Origin of the sequence: Clostridium hydrogeniformans DSM 21757 (genome assembly GCF_000686705.1) — a bacterium.
GTDB classification, from domain to species: Bacteria; Bacillota; Clostridia; order Clostridiales; family Clostridiaceae; genus Clostridium_Z; species Clostridium_Z hydrogeniformans.
The window spans coordinates 404,162-421,248 of the sequence record NZ_KK366004.1 but is presented as its reverse complement, the minus strand read 5'-3'; the positions used below and the strand labels follow the sequence as shown (position 1 = coordinate 421,248).

Annotated in this window: 15 protein-coding genes; 2 read left to right on the top strand and 13 right to left on the bottom strand. The window is 30.8% G+C overall.

Features of this window, described 5'->3' with window-relative positions:
- Window positions 1–418: 418 nt before the first annotated feature.
- Window positions 419–1,093 (bottom strand): deoxyribose-phosphate aldolase, encoded by a 675-nt coding sequence (deoC, locus tag BR69_RS0115220; RefSeq protein WP_027633950.1) that lies wholly within the window; start codon window positions 1,091–1,093, stop codon window positions 419–421.
- A gap of 205 nt (window positions 1,094–1,298) precedes the next feature.
- Between deoC and BR69_RS0115215 the strand changes: the two genes are divergently transcribed.
- A complete protein-coding gene (locus BR69_RS0115215; RefSeq protein ID WP_027633949.1) occupies window positions 1,299–1,703 on the top strand; it encodes a hypothetical protein in 405 nt (134 codons plus the stop codon).
- A gap of 104 nt (window positions 1,704–1,807) precedes the next feature.
- Here BR69_RS0115215 and BR69_RS0115210 read toward each other — a convergent pair whose 3' ends face one another.
- Window positions 1,808–4,345, bottom strand: coding sequence for a calcium-translocating P-type ATPase, SERCA-type (locus BR69_RS0115210; protein ID WP_027633948.1), 2,538 nt, complete (start codon window positions 4,343–4,345; stop codon window positions 1,808–1,810).
- Window positions 4,346–4,587: 242 nt separating this feature from the next.
- Between BR69_RS0115210 and BR69_RS0115205 the strand changes: the two genes are divergently transcribed.
- Window positions 4,588–6,228 (top strand): putative manganese-dependent inorganic diphosphatase, encoded by a 1,641-nt coding sequence (locus tag BR69_RS0115205; protein WP_027633947.1) that lies wholly within the window; start codon window positions 4,588–4,590, stop codon window positions 6,226–6,228.
- A 119-nt stretch (window positions 6,229–6,347) separates the two neighbouring features.
- On the opposite strand, the gene BR69_RS0115200 is transcribed toward BR69_RS0115205, so the two are convergent.
- From BR69_RS0115200 to fliQ, 11 genes are all read right to left on the bottom strand, one after another.
- The gene (locus BR69_RS0115200) at window positions 6,348–7,010 is read right to left on the bottom strand and encodes a hypothetical protein (RefSeq protein ID WP_150112284.1); all 663 of its coding nucleotides are present in this window, start codon (window positions 7,008–7,010) and stop codon (window positions 6,348–6,350) included.
- Window positions 7,011–7,211: 201 nt separating this feature from the next.
- Complete coding sequence (locus BR69_RS0115195) at window positions 7,212–8,000, bottom strand: flagellar hook-basal body complex protein (RefSeq protein WP_027633945.1); 789 nt, start codon at window positions 7,998–8,000, stop codon at window positions 7,212–7,214.
- 16 nt (window positions 8,001–8,016) lie between these two features.
- A complete protein-coding gene (locus tag BR69_RS0115190) occupies window positions 8,017–8,790 on the bottom strand; it encodes a flagellar hook-basal body complex protein (RefSeq protein ID WP_027633944.1) in 774 nt (257 codons plus the stop codon).
- A 196-nt stretch (window positions 8,791–8,986) separates the two neighbouring features.
- On the bottom strand, window positions 8,987–9,445 hold the full coding sequence (locus tag BR69_RS0115180; RefSeq protein ID WP_034849993.1) for a DUF6115 domain-containing protein: 459 nt from the start codon (window positions 9,443–9,445) through the stop codon (window positions 8,987–8,989).
- A gap of 11 nt (window positions 9,446–9,456) precedes the next feature.
- Window positions 9,457–10,182: a FliA/WhiG family RNA polymerase sigma factor gene (locus BR69_RS0115175; RefSeq protein WP_027633942.1), complete on the bottom strand. Its 726-nt coding sequence runs from the start codon at window positions 10,180–10,182 to the stop codon at window positions 9,457–9,459.
- Between the two features lie 2 nt (window positions 10,183–10,184).
- Entirely contained in the window at window positions 10,185–10,814 is a 630-nt protein-coding gene (locus BR69_RS0115170; protein WP_034849990.1) for a flagellar brake protein, read from the bottom strand.
- A gap of 21 nt (window positions 10,815–10,835) precedes the next feature.
- Window positions 10,836–11,696, bottom strand: coding sequence for a MinD/ParA family protein (locus tag BR69_RS0115165; protein ID WP_027633940.1), 861 nt, complete (start codon window positions 11,694–11,696; stop codon window positions 10,836–10,838).
- Window positions 11,690–12,856 (bottom strand): flagellar biosynthesis GTPase FlhF, encoded by a 1,167-nt coding sequence (gene flhF, locus BR69_RS0115160; protein ID WP_027633939.1) that lies wholly within the window; start codon window positions 12,854–12,856, stop codon window positions 11,690–11,692. Before flhF ends, BR69_RS0115165 begins: the two co-directional genes overlap by 7 nt.
- Before the next feature lies 1 nt (window position 12,857).
- A complete protein-coding gene (gene flhA, locus BR69_RS0115155; RefSeq protein ID WP_034849987.1) occupies window positions 12,858–14,927 on the bottom strand; it encodes a flagellar biosynthesis protein FlhA in 2,070 nt (689 codons plus the stop codon).
- Between the two features lie 39 nt (window positions 14,928–14,966).
- Entirely contained in the window at window positions 14,967–16,793 is a 1,827-nt protein-coding gene (locus BR69_RS0115150) for a fused FliR family export protein/FlhB family type III secretion system protein (RefSeq protein ID WP_027633937.1), read from the bottom strand.
- A gap of 12 nt (window positions 16,794–16,805) precedes the next feature.
- Complete coding sequence (gene fliQ / locus BR69_RS0115145) at window positions 16,806–17,075, bottom strand: flagellar biosynthesis protein FliQ (protein WP_027633936.1); 270 nt, start codon at window positions 17,073–17,075, stop codon at window positions 16,806–16,808.
- Between the last annotated feature and the right edge of the window lie 12 nt (window positions 17,076–17,087).

Here is a 17,087-nt window from a genome sequence, read left to right as displayed (position 1 = left end):
AAAGGTATCTTATATCCTTATATTTCAAAAGTAATCACTATCTATAAATTCATTTGCTATCTATATTTAAGTATTATTGCCCCCTAGTTTAAATAGATATTCTAGTTAAATTACTTACTCTTATAGGGTTTTAAGTTTTAAAATTAATTTATATATCTATCCAAAGAAATATAAATTAAAGATATTTTTAAGGGATAAGTTAAGTGTTTATGTAAAACCCTATAGTAATTATCTTTCTTAAATAATATCTCTAATATAAATAAAAAAAGGCTTAGCTCTAAGCTAAACCTTTTTTCTTTCATAACCTTATAACTATAATTTATATACTCTTAAGATTTATAATTATAAAATCCTCTATTATCTCAACTTAATTCAAATGATATTAATTTATCCAGCTTGAATTAAATTTTATTACATTTTAATATGTTGAATTGCTTTCTGTTCCTTCACATATAGATATAGATGCAGATGCCCCTATTCTACTTGCTCCAGCTTCTATAACACTTATGGCATCTTCTGTACTTCTTACTCCACCAGATGCCTTAACTCCCATGTTTTCTCCAACTGTTTCCCTCATAAGTTTTATATCTGCTGCTGTAGCCCCTCCAGTACTAAATCCTGTAGAAGTCTTAACAAAATCTGCTCCTGCCTCTTTAGATAATTTACATGCTATTACCTTCTCCTCATCAGTTAAAAGACAAGTTTCTATTATAACCTTGGTTAAAGCTTTTCCACTTGCAGCATCTACCACTGCTTTAATGTCTTCCCTTACATAATCATAATTTTTATTCTTTAAAGCACCTACATTTATAACCATGTCAACTTCATCTGCACCATTTTTTATGGCATTCTCTGTTTCAAAAGCCTTTACTTCTTTTGTACTAGCTCCTAAAGGAAATCCTATAACAGTACAAACCTTTACTTCACTATCTTTTAAAAGTTCTGCTGCTAAAGAAACATAACAGGGATTAATACATACAGATGCAAATTTGTATTCTGCAGCCTCTTTGCAAAGCTTCTCTATCATTTCTTTAGTAGAATCCGCCTTTAATAAAGTATGATCTATGATTTTTGATATCGACATTTTATCCATGAAAAATCCTCCTATGTTTTAAACAATAAAGTTCATAATACCTTTATTTTATATTATGGACAAGTATTATACAACAAATTTTAAGATAAATTTCTTTTTTGCTATTTTATAAAAAAATATACTATGTTATAATACAATTTATCGGGAATTATAATATATTAAATATATTTTACTTTAGTTTAATAGAGCAAAGGAGTAATTTATTATGGGATGGAAAGAAAAGTTATCTAAACATTATACGCAATCTTACTTGAAAAAGTATGGAGATAGACTCGCTCAAGTTCAAGGAAATGTAATATCTGCAAAGGTAGAAGAAAAAACTATACTTTGGATATTCCATAAAATAACTGCAACTATAATAGTGAGGCCTGTTGGAAGTAAAAATATTACAAAATGTGTGTTTAATAAAAAGAAATGGTTTAAAAAACCTGAATTTATAGCAGTTTCTCAGGGACATTCTGTTCTTATCCAAGGATTAAAGGGTAAGAAGGGTAAAGAAAATAGAGAAGTTATAGATATAATGAACATAAGAAACCTTACCACTAAGAAGGATTTAATACCTATGGATCAAGGTCAGGTAAAACAGGTTAGAAAAATTCAAAGAATGTAAAAAAAAGCTTTTAGAGCCTAGTGCTCTAAAAGCTTTTTTTACATTTCTCTTTTATTAATATGAGTTTTTATAAGCCCATATATAAAACTTCTAGCATAAGTTTATTATTTAGCATATAGATATAAGCTATTTATAAGCCCTATTATTCCAGAAAAGAATACAACTATAAGCCATTGACCTAAGTTTAGGGTTGTAGTGTGGAATATTCCCCCAAAGAAAGGTATATATATTACACTTAAAAGCATTAATATAGAGACAATTACTGCTCCTACTAAATAAGGATTGGTAAACAACTTAATCTCAAAAATAGAGTGATGTTCTGATCTACACTCAAATACATGAATCAGCTGTGATAATACTAAGGTTGATAAAGCCATAGTTCTACAAGTAGCTAAATCATATCCATAGTATTTACCTCCTATAAATGCTAGTAGCGTACATACTCCTATAAGGCTTCCCCTAATTATAATCTTTTCCATAAGCCCCCTTGCAAATATACTTTCATTTTTCTTTCTTGGTTTTTCATCCATAATATCTTTATCTGGAGGGTCTACTCCAAGGGCTATAGCTGGAAGACCATCTGTTGCAAGGTTTACAAATAGAATCTGAATAGGTGTTAATGGATTCTCTAGGTAAAAAAGCGAAGCTAAAAACATGGTTAAAACTTCCCCTAAGTTACAAGAAAGAAGATATCTTATAAACTTTCTTATATTATTATATATAACTCTTCCCTCTTCTATAGCAGAAACTATAGTTTTAAAATTATCATCCATAAGAATCATGGAAGATGCCTCTTTAGAAACATCTGTACCTGATATACCCATTGCTATTCCAATATCAGCTTCCTTAATAGCAGGAGCATCATTAACCCCATCCCCTGTCATCGCTACTACATTATTCCTTCTTTTATAAGCCCTTACTATCCTAAGTTTATGACTGGGGCTAACTCTTGCAAATATTCTTATCTTTTTTATCTTTACTTCAAGTTCCTTATCATTTAAGCCTTCAATCTCATCTCCAGTTAAAACTTCATCCATAGAATTACACATTCCTATGTCACGTCCAATGGCAAAAGCTGTATTTTTATGGTCTCCTGTAATCATTATAGGCTTTATTCCCGCCATTTTACATTTTAATACAGCATCCTTTACTTCCTTTCTTGGTGGGTCAATAATTCCCGCTACTCCTAAAAATACTAGATCTCTTTCAAGAGAGTTATTTTTAGTTATGTTTTTATCTTTATAAGCAGCTGCTATACACCTTAATGCCTTGGAAGACATATCCTCTATAGCCTTTGCTACCTTTTCTTTTAATAAATATGTGAATGGAACTATATTCCCTTCTATAAGAATTTTAGTACAGTTAGCAAGCAGTTTTTCTGGTGCTCCTTTTACATAACATACTTCCCTATTCATTTCATTAACCACAACAGACATCATCTTTCTTGTAGAATCAAATGGTAATTCAAAAGTTCTTTTTCCTTTTATATTAAAATCTTTAAGAGAGTTTAAATCCTTAAAATATCCTTTAATTAATGCAGTCTCTGTAGGATCTCCTATAAGCCCTTCATTAATATTCTTCTTAGAGTAATCATAATTACAATCATTACAATAAATAAATGCCTTTTTTAACAATATATTATCAGGTACCCTGCCTTTATCTATTTCAAATATATTTTCGTTAAAATATAAGGCCTTCATTATCATTTTATTTTCTGTTAAAGTTCCTGTTTTATCGCTACAAATAACAGAAGTACATCCTAAAGTTTCTACTGCTGGTAACTTTCTAACCAAAGCATTCCTCTCAAGCATCCTAGAAACTCCAAGTGCAAGACAAACAGTAACTATTGCCGCTAACCCTTCTGGAATTGCTGCTACTGCAAGAGAGACTCCAAGTAAAAACATCTCTGTAGCCTTTTGTCCTCTTGCTATTCCTACAAAGGTTACTATGGCACAAATAAAAAAGCATACCACCACAAGAACCCTACCAAGACTATCTAACTTTTCTTTTAACGGAGATTTCTCCTCTTCTATCGAAGATAACATATGAGCTATTTTACCCATTTCTGTGTTCATACCTACTTCTGTAATCCTCATAAGACATTTTCCTTTTAAAACTATAGTTCCCATAAACATTCCATTTTCTCTAGAAAGAGTACTTTTGCTCACCCCAACGGACTCTCCTGTTAAAAGGGATTCATCTACAACTCCTCCTCCTTCCATAACAATACCATCTCCTGGTATCCTATCTCCTGCTTCAAGAACCACAAGATCTCCAAGGGTTAAATACTCTGCATTTATAACCTCTATTTTCCCATCCCTAATAACCTTAGTAGTTGGTGCTGCTAAAGACTTTAATGCATCTAAAGACTTCTCTGTTCTAAACTCTTGTACAAAACCCAGTATGGCATTTATAATGACTATTATTATTATGGTTATAGCATCAGCCATATCTCCCATAAAAGAAGATATTACTGTTGCCCCTATAAGCACCCATATAATAAAATCATTAAATTGTGATAAAAAAATTAATATAGGAGAAACTTTCTTTTTTTCCTGTAATCTGTTAGGTCCATAAGTTCTGAACCTTTTCTCTGCCTCCTCTTTACTTAATCCTAAATTTAGCTCTTTCTCTTCAACCACCTAATTCACCTCTCTCTTTAAAAAATTGAAAAGAAATTCTCTATCTAAATATATTCAATGCTATACTAACTTATTAAAAGAATATGTAACTTATTAAAAGAATTTTTTCCTTACTAACCCTTGATTATATAGTATAATTTGTGGTATAAAGTAAAAATATAAAGTATAAATTACAACAAAATTTTATTATAATATTTAAAATTTTCTATATACTTTTTTTGCAGTAACAAGGAGGGTAACAATTGAAAAATATAGTATATGTTACAGGGCATAAAAACCCTGACTCTGATTCCATATGTGCATCTATTGCATATACAGAGCTTAAAAATAAACTTGGAATAAAAGCCGTAGCTTCAAGACTTGGCAAAATAAATCGTGAAACTCAATTTGTACTTGATTATTTTGGAGTAGAGGCTCCTCTACTTATAGAAACTGTTAAGCAACAAGTATCTGATTTAGATATTGATAATATAGCTCCTATATCTAAAGATATAACTCTAAAAAAAGCTTGGAGTTTAATGAAAAAGAATAATGTTAAAACTTTACCTGTAGTAGATGAAAATGAAACATTAATAGGTATTGTTTCTGTCTCTAATCTAACTTCTAATTATATGGATGTTTGGGATAATGATATTTTATCAAAAAGTAACACAAGCCTTGAAAACTTAATAGAAACATTATCCGGAAAGGCTATATACCTAAATGAAAAGAATTCTAATTGTGAAGGAAAAATAATAGTTTCAGCTATGCAGCCTGAAAGTATTAAGACCATAGCAGAAAAGGGTGACATAGCTATATGTGGAGATAGAGAAGATGCTCAAGAGATGCTTATAAAGGCTGGTGCTTCATGTTTAGTTATAACTGGAGGTCACAGCCTTTCAGACGCCATAATAAATATGGCAGAGAAAAATGGTTGTTCTTTAGTATCAACTCCATATGATTCTTTCACAGCTTCAAGACTTATAACTCAAAGTATACCTGTTGGTTATGTTATGACTAAAGATAACCTTGTTTACTTCTCAGAGGATGATTTTGTTGATGAATTAAAAGATGTAATGCTTGAAACAAGATACAGAAGTTATCCAGTAGTAGATGCTAACCACAAGGTAGTTGGATGTGTATCTAGATATCACTTAATATCTAAGAACAAGAAAAAAGTAATACTTCTAGATCATAATGAACGTGGTCAATCAGTTCATGGTCTTGAGGATGCTGAGATTCTTGAAATCATAGATCACCATAGAATAGCGGATATCCAAACTGGAAATGCTATATACTTTAGAAATGAGCCTCTTGGAAGTACATCAACTATAGTTGCTAACATATTCTTCGAGAATGGAATAAGACCTTCTAGACAGGCTGCTGGAGTATTATGTGCTGCTATAATTTCTGATACTTTACTATTTAGATCTCCAACTTGTACTTCAATTGATAAAATGATAGCTACAAGACTTGCTAAGATAGCAGATATAGATCTTGAAAAGTTTGCTAAGGAAATGTTTAAGGCTAGTACATCTCTTAGTGATAGAACTGTAGATCAACTTCTTTATCAAGACTTTAAGGTATTTAATATAAACGGAATGAAGATAGGTGTTGCCCAAGTTAACACTATGGACCTTGAAAGCTTTGATTCTAAGCGAGAAGATATGATAAAGCTTATGGAAAACAAGGTTAAAGAAGAAAACTTTAACTTTATTGGATTCATGCTTACAGATATATTAAATGAAGGTACTGAAATGTTTGTAGCTGGTCCTGATAAAGAGGTAGTTGCTAGAACCTACGATAAGGAGCTTAAGAATAACTCTATGTATCTTCCTGGAGTTCTTTCAAGAAAGAAACAAGTTATTCCACCAATAACAGCAACAATTTCAAATACAAAATAACTAAAAAAAGTTTCAGATACAAATAACAAAAAGGATGCCTTACACTAAAATGTAAGGCATCCTACTTTTTCACTTAAAATTCTACACTCTCTTATCTAGAATTCAATTTAGAATTTATATTATTTAAGAAAATTTATGGTTATGAAAATCATAAAAAATATAAAAGCTATTCCATAGCTTATGGATAAATAATCACGAATACAAGCTTCATCTATTCTATTATTATAACTTCCATAGCTCTTTATATATCTGGCATCATTAAAGGTAAAATAATAATAAAAGTTTATACTTTCTATATATGCACCCATTATCTCTAAATTTAATATGGGGTCCTTTAAAAGATTTCTAAAATAATCTCCCTTAAAATCAATATTAAATTTCTTATTTCTAAAAATATATATTATATAGTAAAGCACTTGAAGAACCATAGATGGTATTAAGGTAATTAAGGCAAATACCCTATTAAAAATCCAATATTCTTCAAGTTCCCTTAGATTATATATAATAAAATATATAAGTCCAACATAGTTACTATCAAATATAATAATAAGTACTAAGGGTGCAATAAAACCACATAAAAGACTTTTAGTCATAATAGACAATGATTCATAAAATTTTATTTTATCCTTAAGACCTAAATTATGTCTTTCACTATTACTTATATCTAAAATCACAAAGGCTACTAAGGCATTAATCACCTCTGAATTATATGTTATAAGATCAAAGAAAAAATATAAAATCACTATAAAAGCTAAATATAAAACTTCTATGATTACTTTCATAGGGATTATGGATTTCAGCTTATTATTGATAATAAAGAATATTTTTTGTCTATCAATCTTCCAAAATAATATACTAAATAAACATCCAACAATATACCCTACCCCAAGTTCTCTCCCTCCCATATAATTAATATTAATAAATTATATGCTTGGATTACCAGTTATATTAAAATTTTTTATTGTATTTATTATATATAATCCTTATCTACCTCTTAGATTATTAACCATGCCCCACATATCATCTGCTGTTCTAAGACCTCTAGAGCTTAATTCAAAGGCTCTTTGAGTTAATATCATATCTGTAAATTCTTTTCCCATATCCACATTTGATCCCTCTAAAAATCCTTGATGTATTAAAGAATCTTGTACCTCATATAGGTTAGCCCCTTCTGAAGTTTCATAAAGACTTTCCCCAACTGGCATCATTCCATTAGATCCAAAGGCATTAAATACAGGTATTCTCCCTACCTGTACAGTGGTATTATTTTCATTTTTAAATATGTTTCCATTCTTATCTACAGTAAGATTATTTTCTGATAAATTCACATTATTACTGTTAAATCCATCATTATACTCTACATAAAGAAGATTTCCTCTGCTATCTACAAGCCTTCCTGCCTCATCTACTATAAAAGCACCGCTTCTTGTATAAGCTTCACTTCCATCTCCTCTTACAACTCTGTAGTACCCCTCTCCTTCAATAGCTAAATCTGTATGCTTCTTTGTATCTATAAGCGGTCCTTGAGTGTTTTCACGAGTCCAAACATCACTTCTAACTCCAGTACCCGTATAAGGGTCTTGAGCTCTTCCTCCATTTTCAGTTATAGGGTAACCTTGTCTATTTAAAGTTTCACTCATTAAAGATTTAAAGTTAACATTTACTCTCTTATATCCATCAGTACCTACATTAGCTAAGTTATTTGATATAGAATCTAGCTTATCTTGATTAGCTACCATTCCACTTTTACTATTCCAAAGAATTCTAAGCATAGTTTATCCTCCTATATTATCTTAAAGCTCCTACTTCATTAGCCGCTTTCCCTAAAGTTTCATCCATCATTTGAATCATCTTCTGATTAGTTTCAAAATGTCTCATAACTGTCATCATATTTACCATTTCATTAACCACATTTACATTAGAGGCTTCTAAGGCATTTTGTTTTATATGAAAGGCTCCTTGAAAATTAGGATTTTCTCCTTGGTAAAGATTATCTCCTACCTTATGTAAACTATTATAATTTTCAAAATCAGACATTAAAAACCTATGAGAAACATTATTGTTTATTGCAATATTACCTTCCTTATCCACAGAAAGTTTTCCATTGCCCACATATATAGGTTCCCTTTGACCTGTAGATAAGTTTTCCCCAAGAACCCTATTTCCATTGCTTCCAACTAGGTATCCTTGAATATCCACATTAAACTTACCATCTCTTGTATAGTAATTCCTTCCATTTTCTCCTTGAAGAGTGAAAAATCCTCTTCCATTTATAGCAAAGTCCGTCTCTCTATCACTATCTATAATGTTACCTTGAGAAAAATAGGTTAATGTTTCATCTATTTTACTTCCAAGGCTTATGCTACCTATGTTATTTTTAACATTCTTACCTAAAACTTTTTTATCATAATTTGAAAGTAAAACATCTTCGAATTTTTTTGTAGCTAAGTTTTCTGTTTTGTATCCTATAGTATTAGCATTAGCTAAATTATTAGTTACCACATCCTGTTTTGCTTCTTGAGTAATAAGTCCTGATACCGCTGTATAAATACCTCTAATCATTACTTCACATCCTTTTTATTTATTACTTTAAACTCTGAAGGGTACTCCATTCCAAGGCTTCTTGCCCTACTCTCTATATCCTTATCAGTGAAAGAAACATTGATTTTATAAGTAAACATAAATAAGGTAGCAATTACAATACCTACACCTATCCCAAATAGTATTTTCCTATCAGAAAATAAGGCAAAAATCTTTTTTAATTCTTTAATAATTTTTTTATTAATTGTAATTCACCCTTTCCAATATTAAGTGTAGTGCAGATATCATCCTCTGAAAGTCCTTCTTCTATAAGTTTTATTACCTTTTCATTTTTGTCTTTAAAACTAGCATTACTATCCCCATTTATATTTATATTTTTATGTTTTTCTTTACTTTTAATTACAATATTATCATCCTCTATAACCTTGTCTACATTATTATAAATATTATAATTCTTAATGATTCCTTTTAAATCCTCTATTTCCCCTTGAAGTTCCAAAATAGTTTCTGCCATATCTTTTCTTATAGCACCCATTTCTACCTCTAAAGAGGTTATGTTCTCTTGTCTATTAGATAATATAGTTTCAAAACTATGATTATCTTTGTTATCGGCCTTTATAGTTCTTATATTAATAGCAATTAAAACTATTCCTATTATTAATAATAAAAATGGCATAAATCCATCTCCTATTCATACTTTAGTTTCTTTATAGCCTTTCTTAAGTTTATAATAGCCCTAGAGTGTATTTGACAAACCCTTGACTCAGAAACTTCTAGTATCTTTCCTATATCTTTTAGTGTTAATTCCTCATAATAATATAGAGATAAAACTAGCTTGTCCTTCTCATTTAGTAGGTCTATTCCCTTTGCTAATATTTCTAATTGTTCCTTCTCTTCATAGGACTTCTCAGGGCTTGGACTATTTTTATCCTCAATAGTTGAAATTAATGTAACATCATCATCCTCAGAAAATATTAGATCCTCTAAGGATGATATGGAAATATAGTTTATATACTGCTCTATATCACTTACATCCTTAATTGACACCCCTAGCGCTTTAGCAATTTCTTCCTTAGTAGGTTCTCTCATCAAAGAGTTTTGTAGGATTTCTACTGCTTCATTGTACTTATTTAATTTATCCATGGCTCCCTTTGAAATTGGACTTATTTTTCTTATTTCATCAATCATAGATCCCCTAATCCTTATGGAGGCATAAGTTGAGAACTTCATTCCCTTTTCCTTATCATACTTACTTAGAGCATCCATAAGCCCTAGCATTCCATAACCTACTAAATCTTCAAATTCTATATATTTAGTTTTTCCAACAATTACCCTTGATGCTATATATTTAACTAAGGGTATGTACTTTTTTATTACTTGTTCCCTTATATCTAAAGCACTAACAGTAGACAAAATTATTCCTCCTTTAAAGCCGATTTCCTTTGTTTTCTCATTATATTAAAAACATATTGTATGATTTTTTCTCTTAACACATTGCCTGTATTATAAAACCCTACTCCATATATATATCTTCCATCTTCATCTTTATCTATTCTTACAATTTTTCCATTTATTTTTTCCTGAATATCTGAATTTTTTATAATAATTTTTATAGTGTCTTTCATTCTAAGCTTTCTACTATCTTTAAACTTAAGTCCTCCGCCGCTTAAATCAAGCATTAAAGCTCTAGTACAGTCTTCTTCATCTTTTTTATCAAGTGTATATTCTATATATTCTACGGTAGCAACTCTTACATAGTTTCTTCTTTGGATTTTTTTGTAAGTTTTAGGATGATTTATAAATATTTGATGAACATCCCCCTCTTTTGTTCTTCCTACAACTTCTGTATGAAAATGGTATAGAGATAGGGAATCATAGTAAACTATCTCTATAGTATCTCCCTTAGCTAAAGGAAGATAATCTCCACCTATCATTGGCATTCCTATTACAACATAATCCTTTTTAATATCTTGTATATTGCTTTTGAATACCCTTTCTTTCCAATATAAATCTATCTTTCCATTGATACTTAAATTTAATTCCATTAAATATACACCCCATATCTATTATGAAAAAATATTAAAAATCTTTTTAAAAACCTCTTTCATTCCACTGCCTTTGTTATTTTCTCTTGCCCCATTGTTTAATATAGACTTAGCTATTGCCTTAATATCCAAAGAAGCATGACAGTTTGGATACTTCATTATGAAGGGCTTTTGATCTCTAACTGACATCATAACCCTTCTGTCCTCCCATATAAATCCCAAAAGTTTAATATTAATATTTAAAAATCTGTTTACAGCTCCATGAAATTTTCTAAAGGTTAATTTACCTTCCTCTTCATCCATTATCCTATTCACAATTAAATTTACTTCACTCTTTAAATCAAAATGATTTATAGCCTTAATTAAACTATAAGCATCTGTGAGAGCTGTAGGTTCTGGATTTGTAATAACAATTGTATCATCTGAAGCTGATATAAAAGCTAAAACACTCCTATTTATACCCGCCCCAGTATCCATTAGTATAAAATCCAAGTCCTCGAGAGATTCTAATTTATTTAAAAACTCTCTCCTCTCTTCTTCCTTTAAATCCTCTACATTGTTAAGTCCAGAGCCTCCTGGTAAAAGCTTAACCCCTAAAGGTCCCTCTACAATAACTTCCCTTATATCCTTGTTGTTTAAAATAACATCAAAAACATTGTATCTTGCGTTACACCCCATTAATATGTCATCATTACCCATGCCTATATCAGCATCAAAAATCATAACTTTCTTTCCCATAAGCCTAAGGCTTATGGCTAAGTTTACTACAAAGTTACTCTTACCAACCCCCCCTTTTCCAGAGGTTATGGTTATTATTCTTGGTTTATTTCTCCCCTTATTACCATAAGCAAGCTCTCTAAGTCTTTCTGCTTGATCTAACATATACTCTCTTCTCCTAGTATAAGTTTTATTATCTCTTCCTTATTAGGTACTCTTATATCATCCGGGACACTTTGGCCAGTAGTTATATATGAAATTGGTTTTCTTCCCTTATAAGTTATATTCACTAAAGCTCCATAAGATGAGGTTTCGTCTAACTTAGTTACAATTACGCTAGAATAATTTAAATTTTCATATCCTCTTAATATAGTGTCTACATCCCTATTCTTTGTTGTAGAGCTTATAACAAGAGATACCTCTTTACTTTCTATTTTATCTATAAAAGATCTAAGTTCAGATATTTGCATTAAATTTTTACTACTTCTTCCTGTTGTATCAACTAAAATAACATCACAGTCCTTCATAGAATTTAATGCTTCACTTATTTCCTTTGGATTCATTACCACCTTAAATGGGATGTTTATTATATCTGCATAGGTTTTTAACTGGTCTACTGCCCCTATTCTATAGGTATCTATGGTTATAAGTCCTACCTTTTTCTTATCTATTAAGGAAAGCTTTCCTGCAAGTTTTGCTATGGTAGTAGTTTTCCCCACTCCTGTAGGTCCAACCAAAACTAAAACCCCACTTTTATTTTCATTTTTTATATCTATTAATTTATTTAACCCTTGTTTTAAAGTTATTTTTCCTTCTTCAAGCTCCATAGATGTGGTAAAAAAATTATTATATAAATCTTTACTTATATCTAACTCTTCCATATAAGATAGCAAATCTTCCTTTAGTTTATTATCATTATTTTTCTCTTTTCCAATATCCTTAGATAAAGAAGCTATTAAACTTTTCATTTCCTTAACTTCATATAATACCTTCTTATTATCTAAATCTCCTACTGGTTCCTTAGAAGCATACCCTCTATTAGTTTCTCTACTCCCTAACTCTTCTTTGGCTTTGTTATTTTCCATATTGTACTTAGCTATAGCCATAGCCTTTTTAAGATTTTCTATGGCTTCTGTAGAGTTTTCTTCTTCTCCCCCATTATCAACACAAGCAGTTACTTCAAATACCTTTTTTAAGAAGATACCTCTTATACCACTTTGCCTAATCTTCCTTTGACTTAATATAAGGGCATCTTGTCCAAGGTCTTGTTTTATTTTAGCCATGGCTTCGTTCATATTTCTTGCAATAAATTTTTTAATAATCATATTATAAAGAAACCACTCCTTCTGTTCTTATCTCCACATCATTTGGTATCTCATTTAATGATAAAACTACCACATGAGGATAAACCATTTCTATAAGCCTCTTAAAAGCTGGTCTTATTCTTGGAGAAACAAGGATAACTGGTATATTATCATTAAAATATACTGTATCTAATACATATCTTATTCCATTTAATATTTGAGATGTAGTATCTGGGTCCACTGCTGGGAATGTTCCTTGAGGAGATTTTTGAAGATTTCCTCCAATAATATTCTCAACCTCTGGATCAAGGGTAGCAACTACAATAGCTCCATCTTCATTTATAAGTCCATTGCATATGGTTCTTGCAAGGGAGAATCTAACATACTCTGTTAAAAGCTCTATATCCTTTGTGTTCCTTGAGTTATCAGCTAAAGATTCAAGAATAGTTACCATATCTTTTATAGGTACCTTTTCTTTTAGAAGTCCTTGAAGTACCTTTTGTACCTCTCCTATAGTCATAAGATCTGGTATAAGTTCTTCCACAACAGCACTATACTTCTCTTTAAGAGAATCTATAATAACCTTAACCTCTTGTCTTCCAAGAAGTTCATAACAATGAAGTTTTATTGTCTCTGTTAGATGGGTAACCATAACTGTTGTTGGATCAACCACAGTATAACCTTTAATTTCAGCTTCCTCTCTTTGATCGTGATTAATCCATAATGCCGGAAGTCCGAAGGTTGGCTCTATGGTTTTAATACCTTCCATAGACAAGTCATCTCCACTAGGATCCATTGAAAGAATCATATTAGCCATAAGTTCTCCTCTAGCCACCATGGTTCCTCTAATTTTTATTAAATATTCATTGTTTTTTAATTGAAGATTATCTCTTATTCTTATAGGTTGTACAACTATCCCCATTTCAATAGCACACTGCCTTCTTACAGAAGCTATTCTCTGAAGTAAATCCCCTCCACTATTATCATCAGCAAGTGGTATAAGTCCATAACCTATCTCAACCTCCATAGGTTCAACATGAATTAAATTCATAACATTTTCTGGCTCTCTTGTCTCTGTCTCTATTATTTCTGCTTCTTCTCTTTCTATTTCCTCTATAAGTTCTTTCTTTTGGTTATTATATAAAGCATATGCAAAATATCCAAGAGCTATAGATAATGTAAGAAAAGCTGTTGTTGGTAACCCTGGAATAATTGCTAAAGTAAATAACACCATGGAAGCTATAGCAAATACCACTGGGAAACCTGAAAGTTGATTACTTAAATCAGTTCCAAGGTTATTCTTACTTCCTGATCTTGTAACAAGTATACCTGATGCTGTTGATATAAGTAGTGCTGGTATCTGACCTACAAGACCATCACCTACAGTAAGTCTTACAAAGGTTGTAGCTGCCATATTTATATCCATATCAAACATGACAACCCCTATTATTATTCCACCAATAATATTAATAAGAGTAATTACTATTCCTGCTATTGCATCTCCCTTTACAAACTTTGATGCTCCATCCATAGCTCCATAAAAATCTGCCTCTAACTGAAGCTTTGTTCTTCTATCCTTAGCCTGAAGCTCATCTATAAGTCCTGCATTTAAGTCTGCATCTATACTCATTTGCTTTCCTGGCATAGCATCTAATGTAAATCTTGCTGATACTTCTGATACTCTACCAGCACCATTAGTAATAACTATAAACTGTATAATAACTATAATTAAAAATATTATAATTCCAACTATGTAATTATTCCCTACAACAAAACTTCCAAATGCTTCTATAACTTCTCCTGCATATCTTTCTGACAAGATAAGTCTTGTTGATGATATATTAAGTGCAAGTCTAAAAAGAGTGGTAATTAATAAAAGTGTAGGAAACACTGAAAATTGAAGTACCTCTGTTGTAAACATAGTAATTAATATTATAATTACGGAGATTGTTATATTAATAGCTAAAAGTATATCCAATATAAAGGTTGGCATTGGTATTATAATCATAAGTACTATGCCTATAATAGAAAATGCTATTAAAATATCATGTCTTCCTTTTAATAAACTTTTGCCATTTTTTCCTTCTAACAACAACTAAATCACCCTTTAGTCTTAAATTTTTAGTACTTTTTATTTTTTCTTATTTAATTTGTAAACTACAGCTAGTACCTCCGCCACAGCCACATACATATCCTCTGGTATCTCCTTATCTATATCTACTTTTTCATAAATAAGTCTTGCAAGAGGCTTATTTTCAAGAATAGGCACATTATGTTCTTTTGCCTTCTCCTTTATTCTAAGAGCTATATTATCTTTTCCTTTTGCTATAACCTTTGGTGCACTCTCTCCTCCCTCTTCATACTTTAATGCAATTGCCAAATGAGTTGGGTTTGTTACTATTACCGTAGCATCTGGAACAGCTTGCATCATTCTTTTTGATATAATCTCCCTTTGTTTTTGTCTTATTCTGGATTTAATTTGAGGATCTCCCTCTGCCTGCTTATATTCATCTTTTATCTCTTGCTTTGTCATCTTCATTTCCTTTTTATAACTAAGTTTTTGATAAACAAAATCTACAAGAGCTATTACTATACTCACTAAGGTTACCCTAAAAAATATAGATACTATAAGCTTCATAAGTTTTGGAAGAACTCCATTTATATTTATATTTATAGTGTCTAATATTAACACATAATTGCTTTTTATAAAGTCATAGCCTACATATCCCACAATTATTATTACTAATAAGTTTTTACTAAGCTCTACAAGGCTTTTTAAAGAGAACATTCTTTTAAATCCATTTAAAGGATTTAGCTTAGATAAAGACGGCTTTAATGGCTTAGATGTTAACATAAACCCTGTTTGCACAAAATGTGAAAATACACCCATAACCATAATAGGCACAGCTATTGGAAGATATATCTTCATAAAGTCCAAAATAGCCTTTAAAAATTTCTTTCTCACTGAAAGATAATCAATTTCTCCTTGGAATCCATTAGTTAAAGAAAATGTTAAACTCTCACTAAATTGCTTAAATACATAGGAACCAAGAACTAATAAGATAAGGGTTGAAGTCATAAGAGTAAGAGCAAGGCTCACCTCTTTACTTTTTGCCACCTCTCCTTTTTTTCTAGCATCACTTAATTTTTTAGGAGTAGCCTCCTCTGTCTTTTCATCAGAAAAAATAAATACTAGAGGTATAAACTTATAAAGTTCTTTTACGATATTAGGAATACCCTCTATTGCATGTTCCATTGCCCTTATTATCATTGGCAGAGCAAAAGTAAAAGCTGTAAGTCCAACTAAGATCTTAACTGGTAGTCCTAAAATCATTATATTAAGCTGAGGAACTGTTCTTGATACAAGTCCCATAGTTAACTCTGTTATTATTATTATCAATACTATTGGTATTGCTATTTTCAATCCTATAACAAAATATTTTATAAAGCTTTCAGCCACAGTCATTATGGTGTCTGAGAATACTATAGACTTTCCAAGACCAACTACCTGAAAGCTTTCCATAAGTGCTTTAAGAAGTATATGATGTCCATCTACTATAAAAAAAATCACTATACTTGAAAAAAACATAAGTCTCTCCACCAAAGTGGATGATTTCTTACTATTTGGGTCAAAGGCTGACAGCATGGAAAGACCTATCTGGAAATCTATAAGGGCCCCTGCCATACTTATAGCATTAAAGGCAAGGGATGTAACAAATCCTAAAAATAAACCTGTCATTGTTTCATTTAAAGCAATAGACATAACCCCATACCAGTTTACAGCAAGGTCCGAAACCAAGGAATACTCTATTCCTGGCAGTATCATATATGATATTATAAGGCTTAATGCAACCTTAAATATATTTGGTGTCCCACTTGGAAAGAAAGCCGGCATTGTTATTAAAAATGTTAATAATCTTATAGATACGAAAAATATTCCTAGAAAATATATTGCCAATACCTTCTCCCCCTAATTAGCTATGTTAGATATTAATGTAAAAATTCTTTCTGTAAATGCTACTAAATTTCTTAGCATCCAACTGCCACTTATTACTCCAATCAAAGCTATAGCTATAAGCTTTGGTACAAAGGTTAGAGTTTGTTCCTGAATTTGAGTGGTAGCTTGAATAATACTTATTAAAAGTCCTACAACTATTGCCGATATTAATATAGGAGCTGATATTAATAGCCCTGTTTGTATGGCATCCTTTATAACTCCTATAATCATATTTTCACTCATAGCTTATATCTC

What these genes read in the sequence shown, in the direction of transcription:
- BR69_RS0115165 (WP_027633940.1), bottom strand. Translation starts at nt 11,696, where the DNA reads ATGTTAGATCAAGCAGAAAGACTTAGAGAGCTTGCTTATGGTAATAAG.
- flhF (WP_027633939.1), bottom strand. Translation starts at nt 12,856, where the DNA reads ATGATTATTAAAAAATTTATTGCAAGAAATATGAACGAAGCCATGGCT.
- BR69_RS0115200 (WP_150112284.1), bottom strand. Translation starts at nt 7,010, where the DNA reads ATGAAAGTAATCATAGAAGTTTTATATTTAGCTTTTATAGTGATTTTA.
- BR69_RS0115215 (WP_027633949.1), top strand. Translation starts at nt 1,299, where the DNA reads ATGGGATGGAAAGAAAAGTTATCTAAACATTATACGCAATCTTACTTG.
- BR69_RS0115195 (WP_027633945.1), bottom strand. Translation starts at nt 8,000, where the DNA reads ATGCTTAGAATTCTTTGGAATAGTAAAAGTGGAATGGTAGCTAATCAA.
- fliQ (WP_027633936.1), bottom strand. Translation starts at nt 17,075, where the DNA reads ATGAGTGAAAATATGATTATAGGAGTTATAAAGGATGCCATACAAACA.
- BR69_RS0115180 (WP_034849993.1), bottom strand. Translation starts at nt 9,445, where the DNA reads ATGCCATTTTTATTATTAATAATAGGAATAGTTTTAATTGCTATTAAT.
- deoC (WP_027633950.1), bottom strand. Translation starts at nt 1,093, where the DNA reads ATGGATAAAATGTCGATATCAAAAATCATAGATCATACTTTATTAAAG.
- BR69_RS0115190 (WP_027633944.1), bottom strand. Translation starts at nt 8,790, where the DNA reads ATGATTAGAGGTATTTATACAGCGGTATCAGGACTTATTACTCAAGAA.
- BR69_RS0115170 (WP_034849990.1), bottom strand. Translation starts at nt 10,814, where the DNA reads ATGGAATTAAATTTAAGTATCAATGGAAAGATAGATTTATATTGGAAA.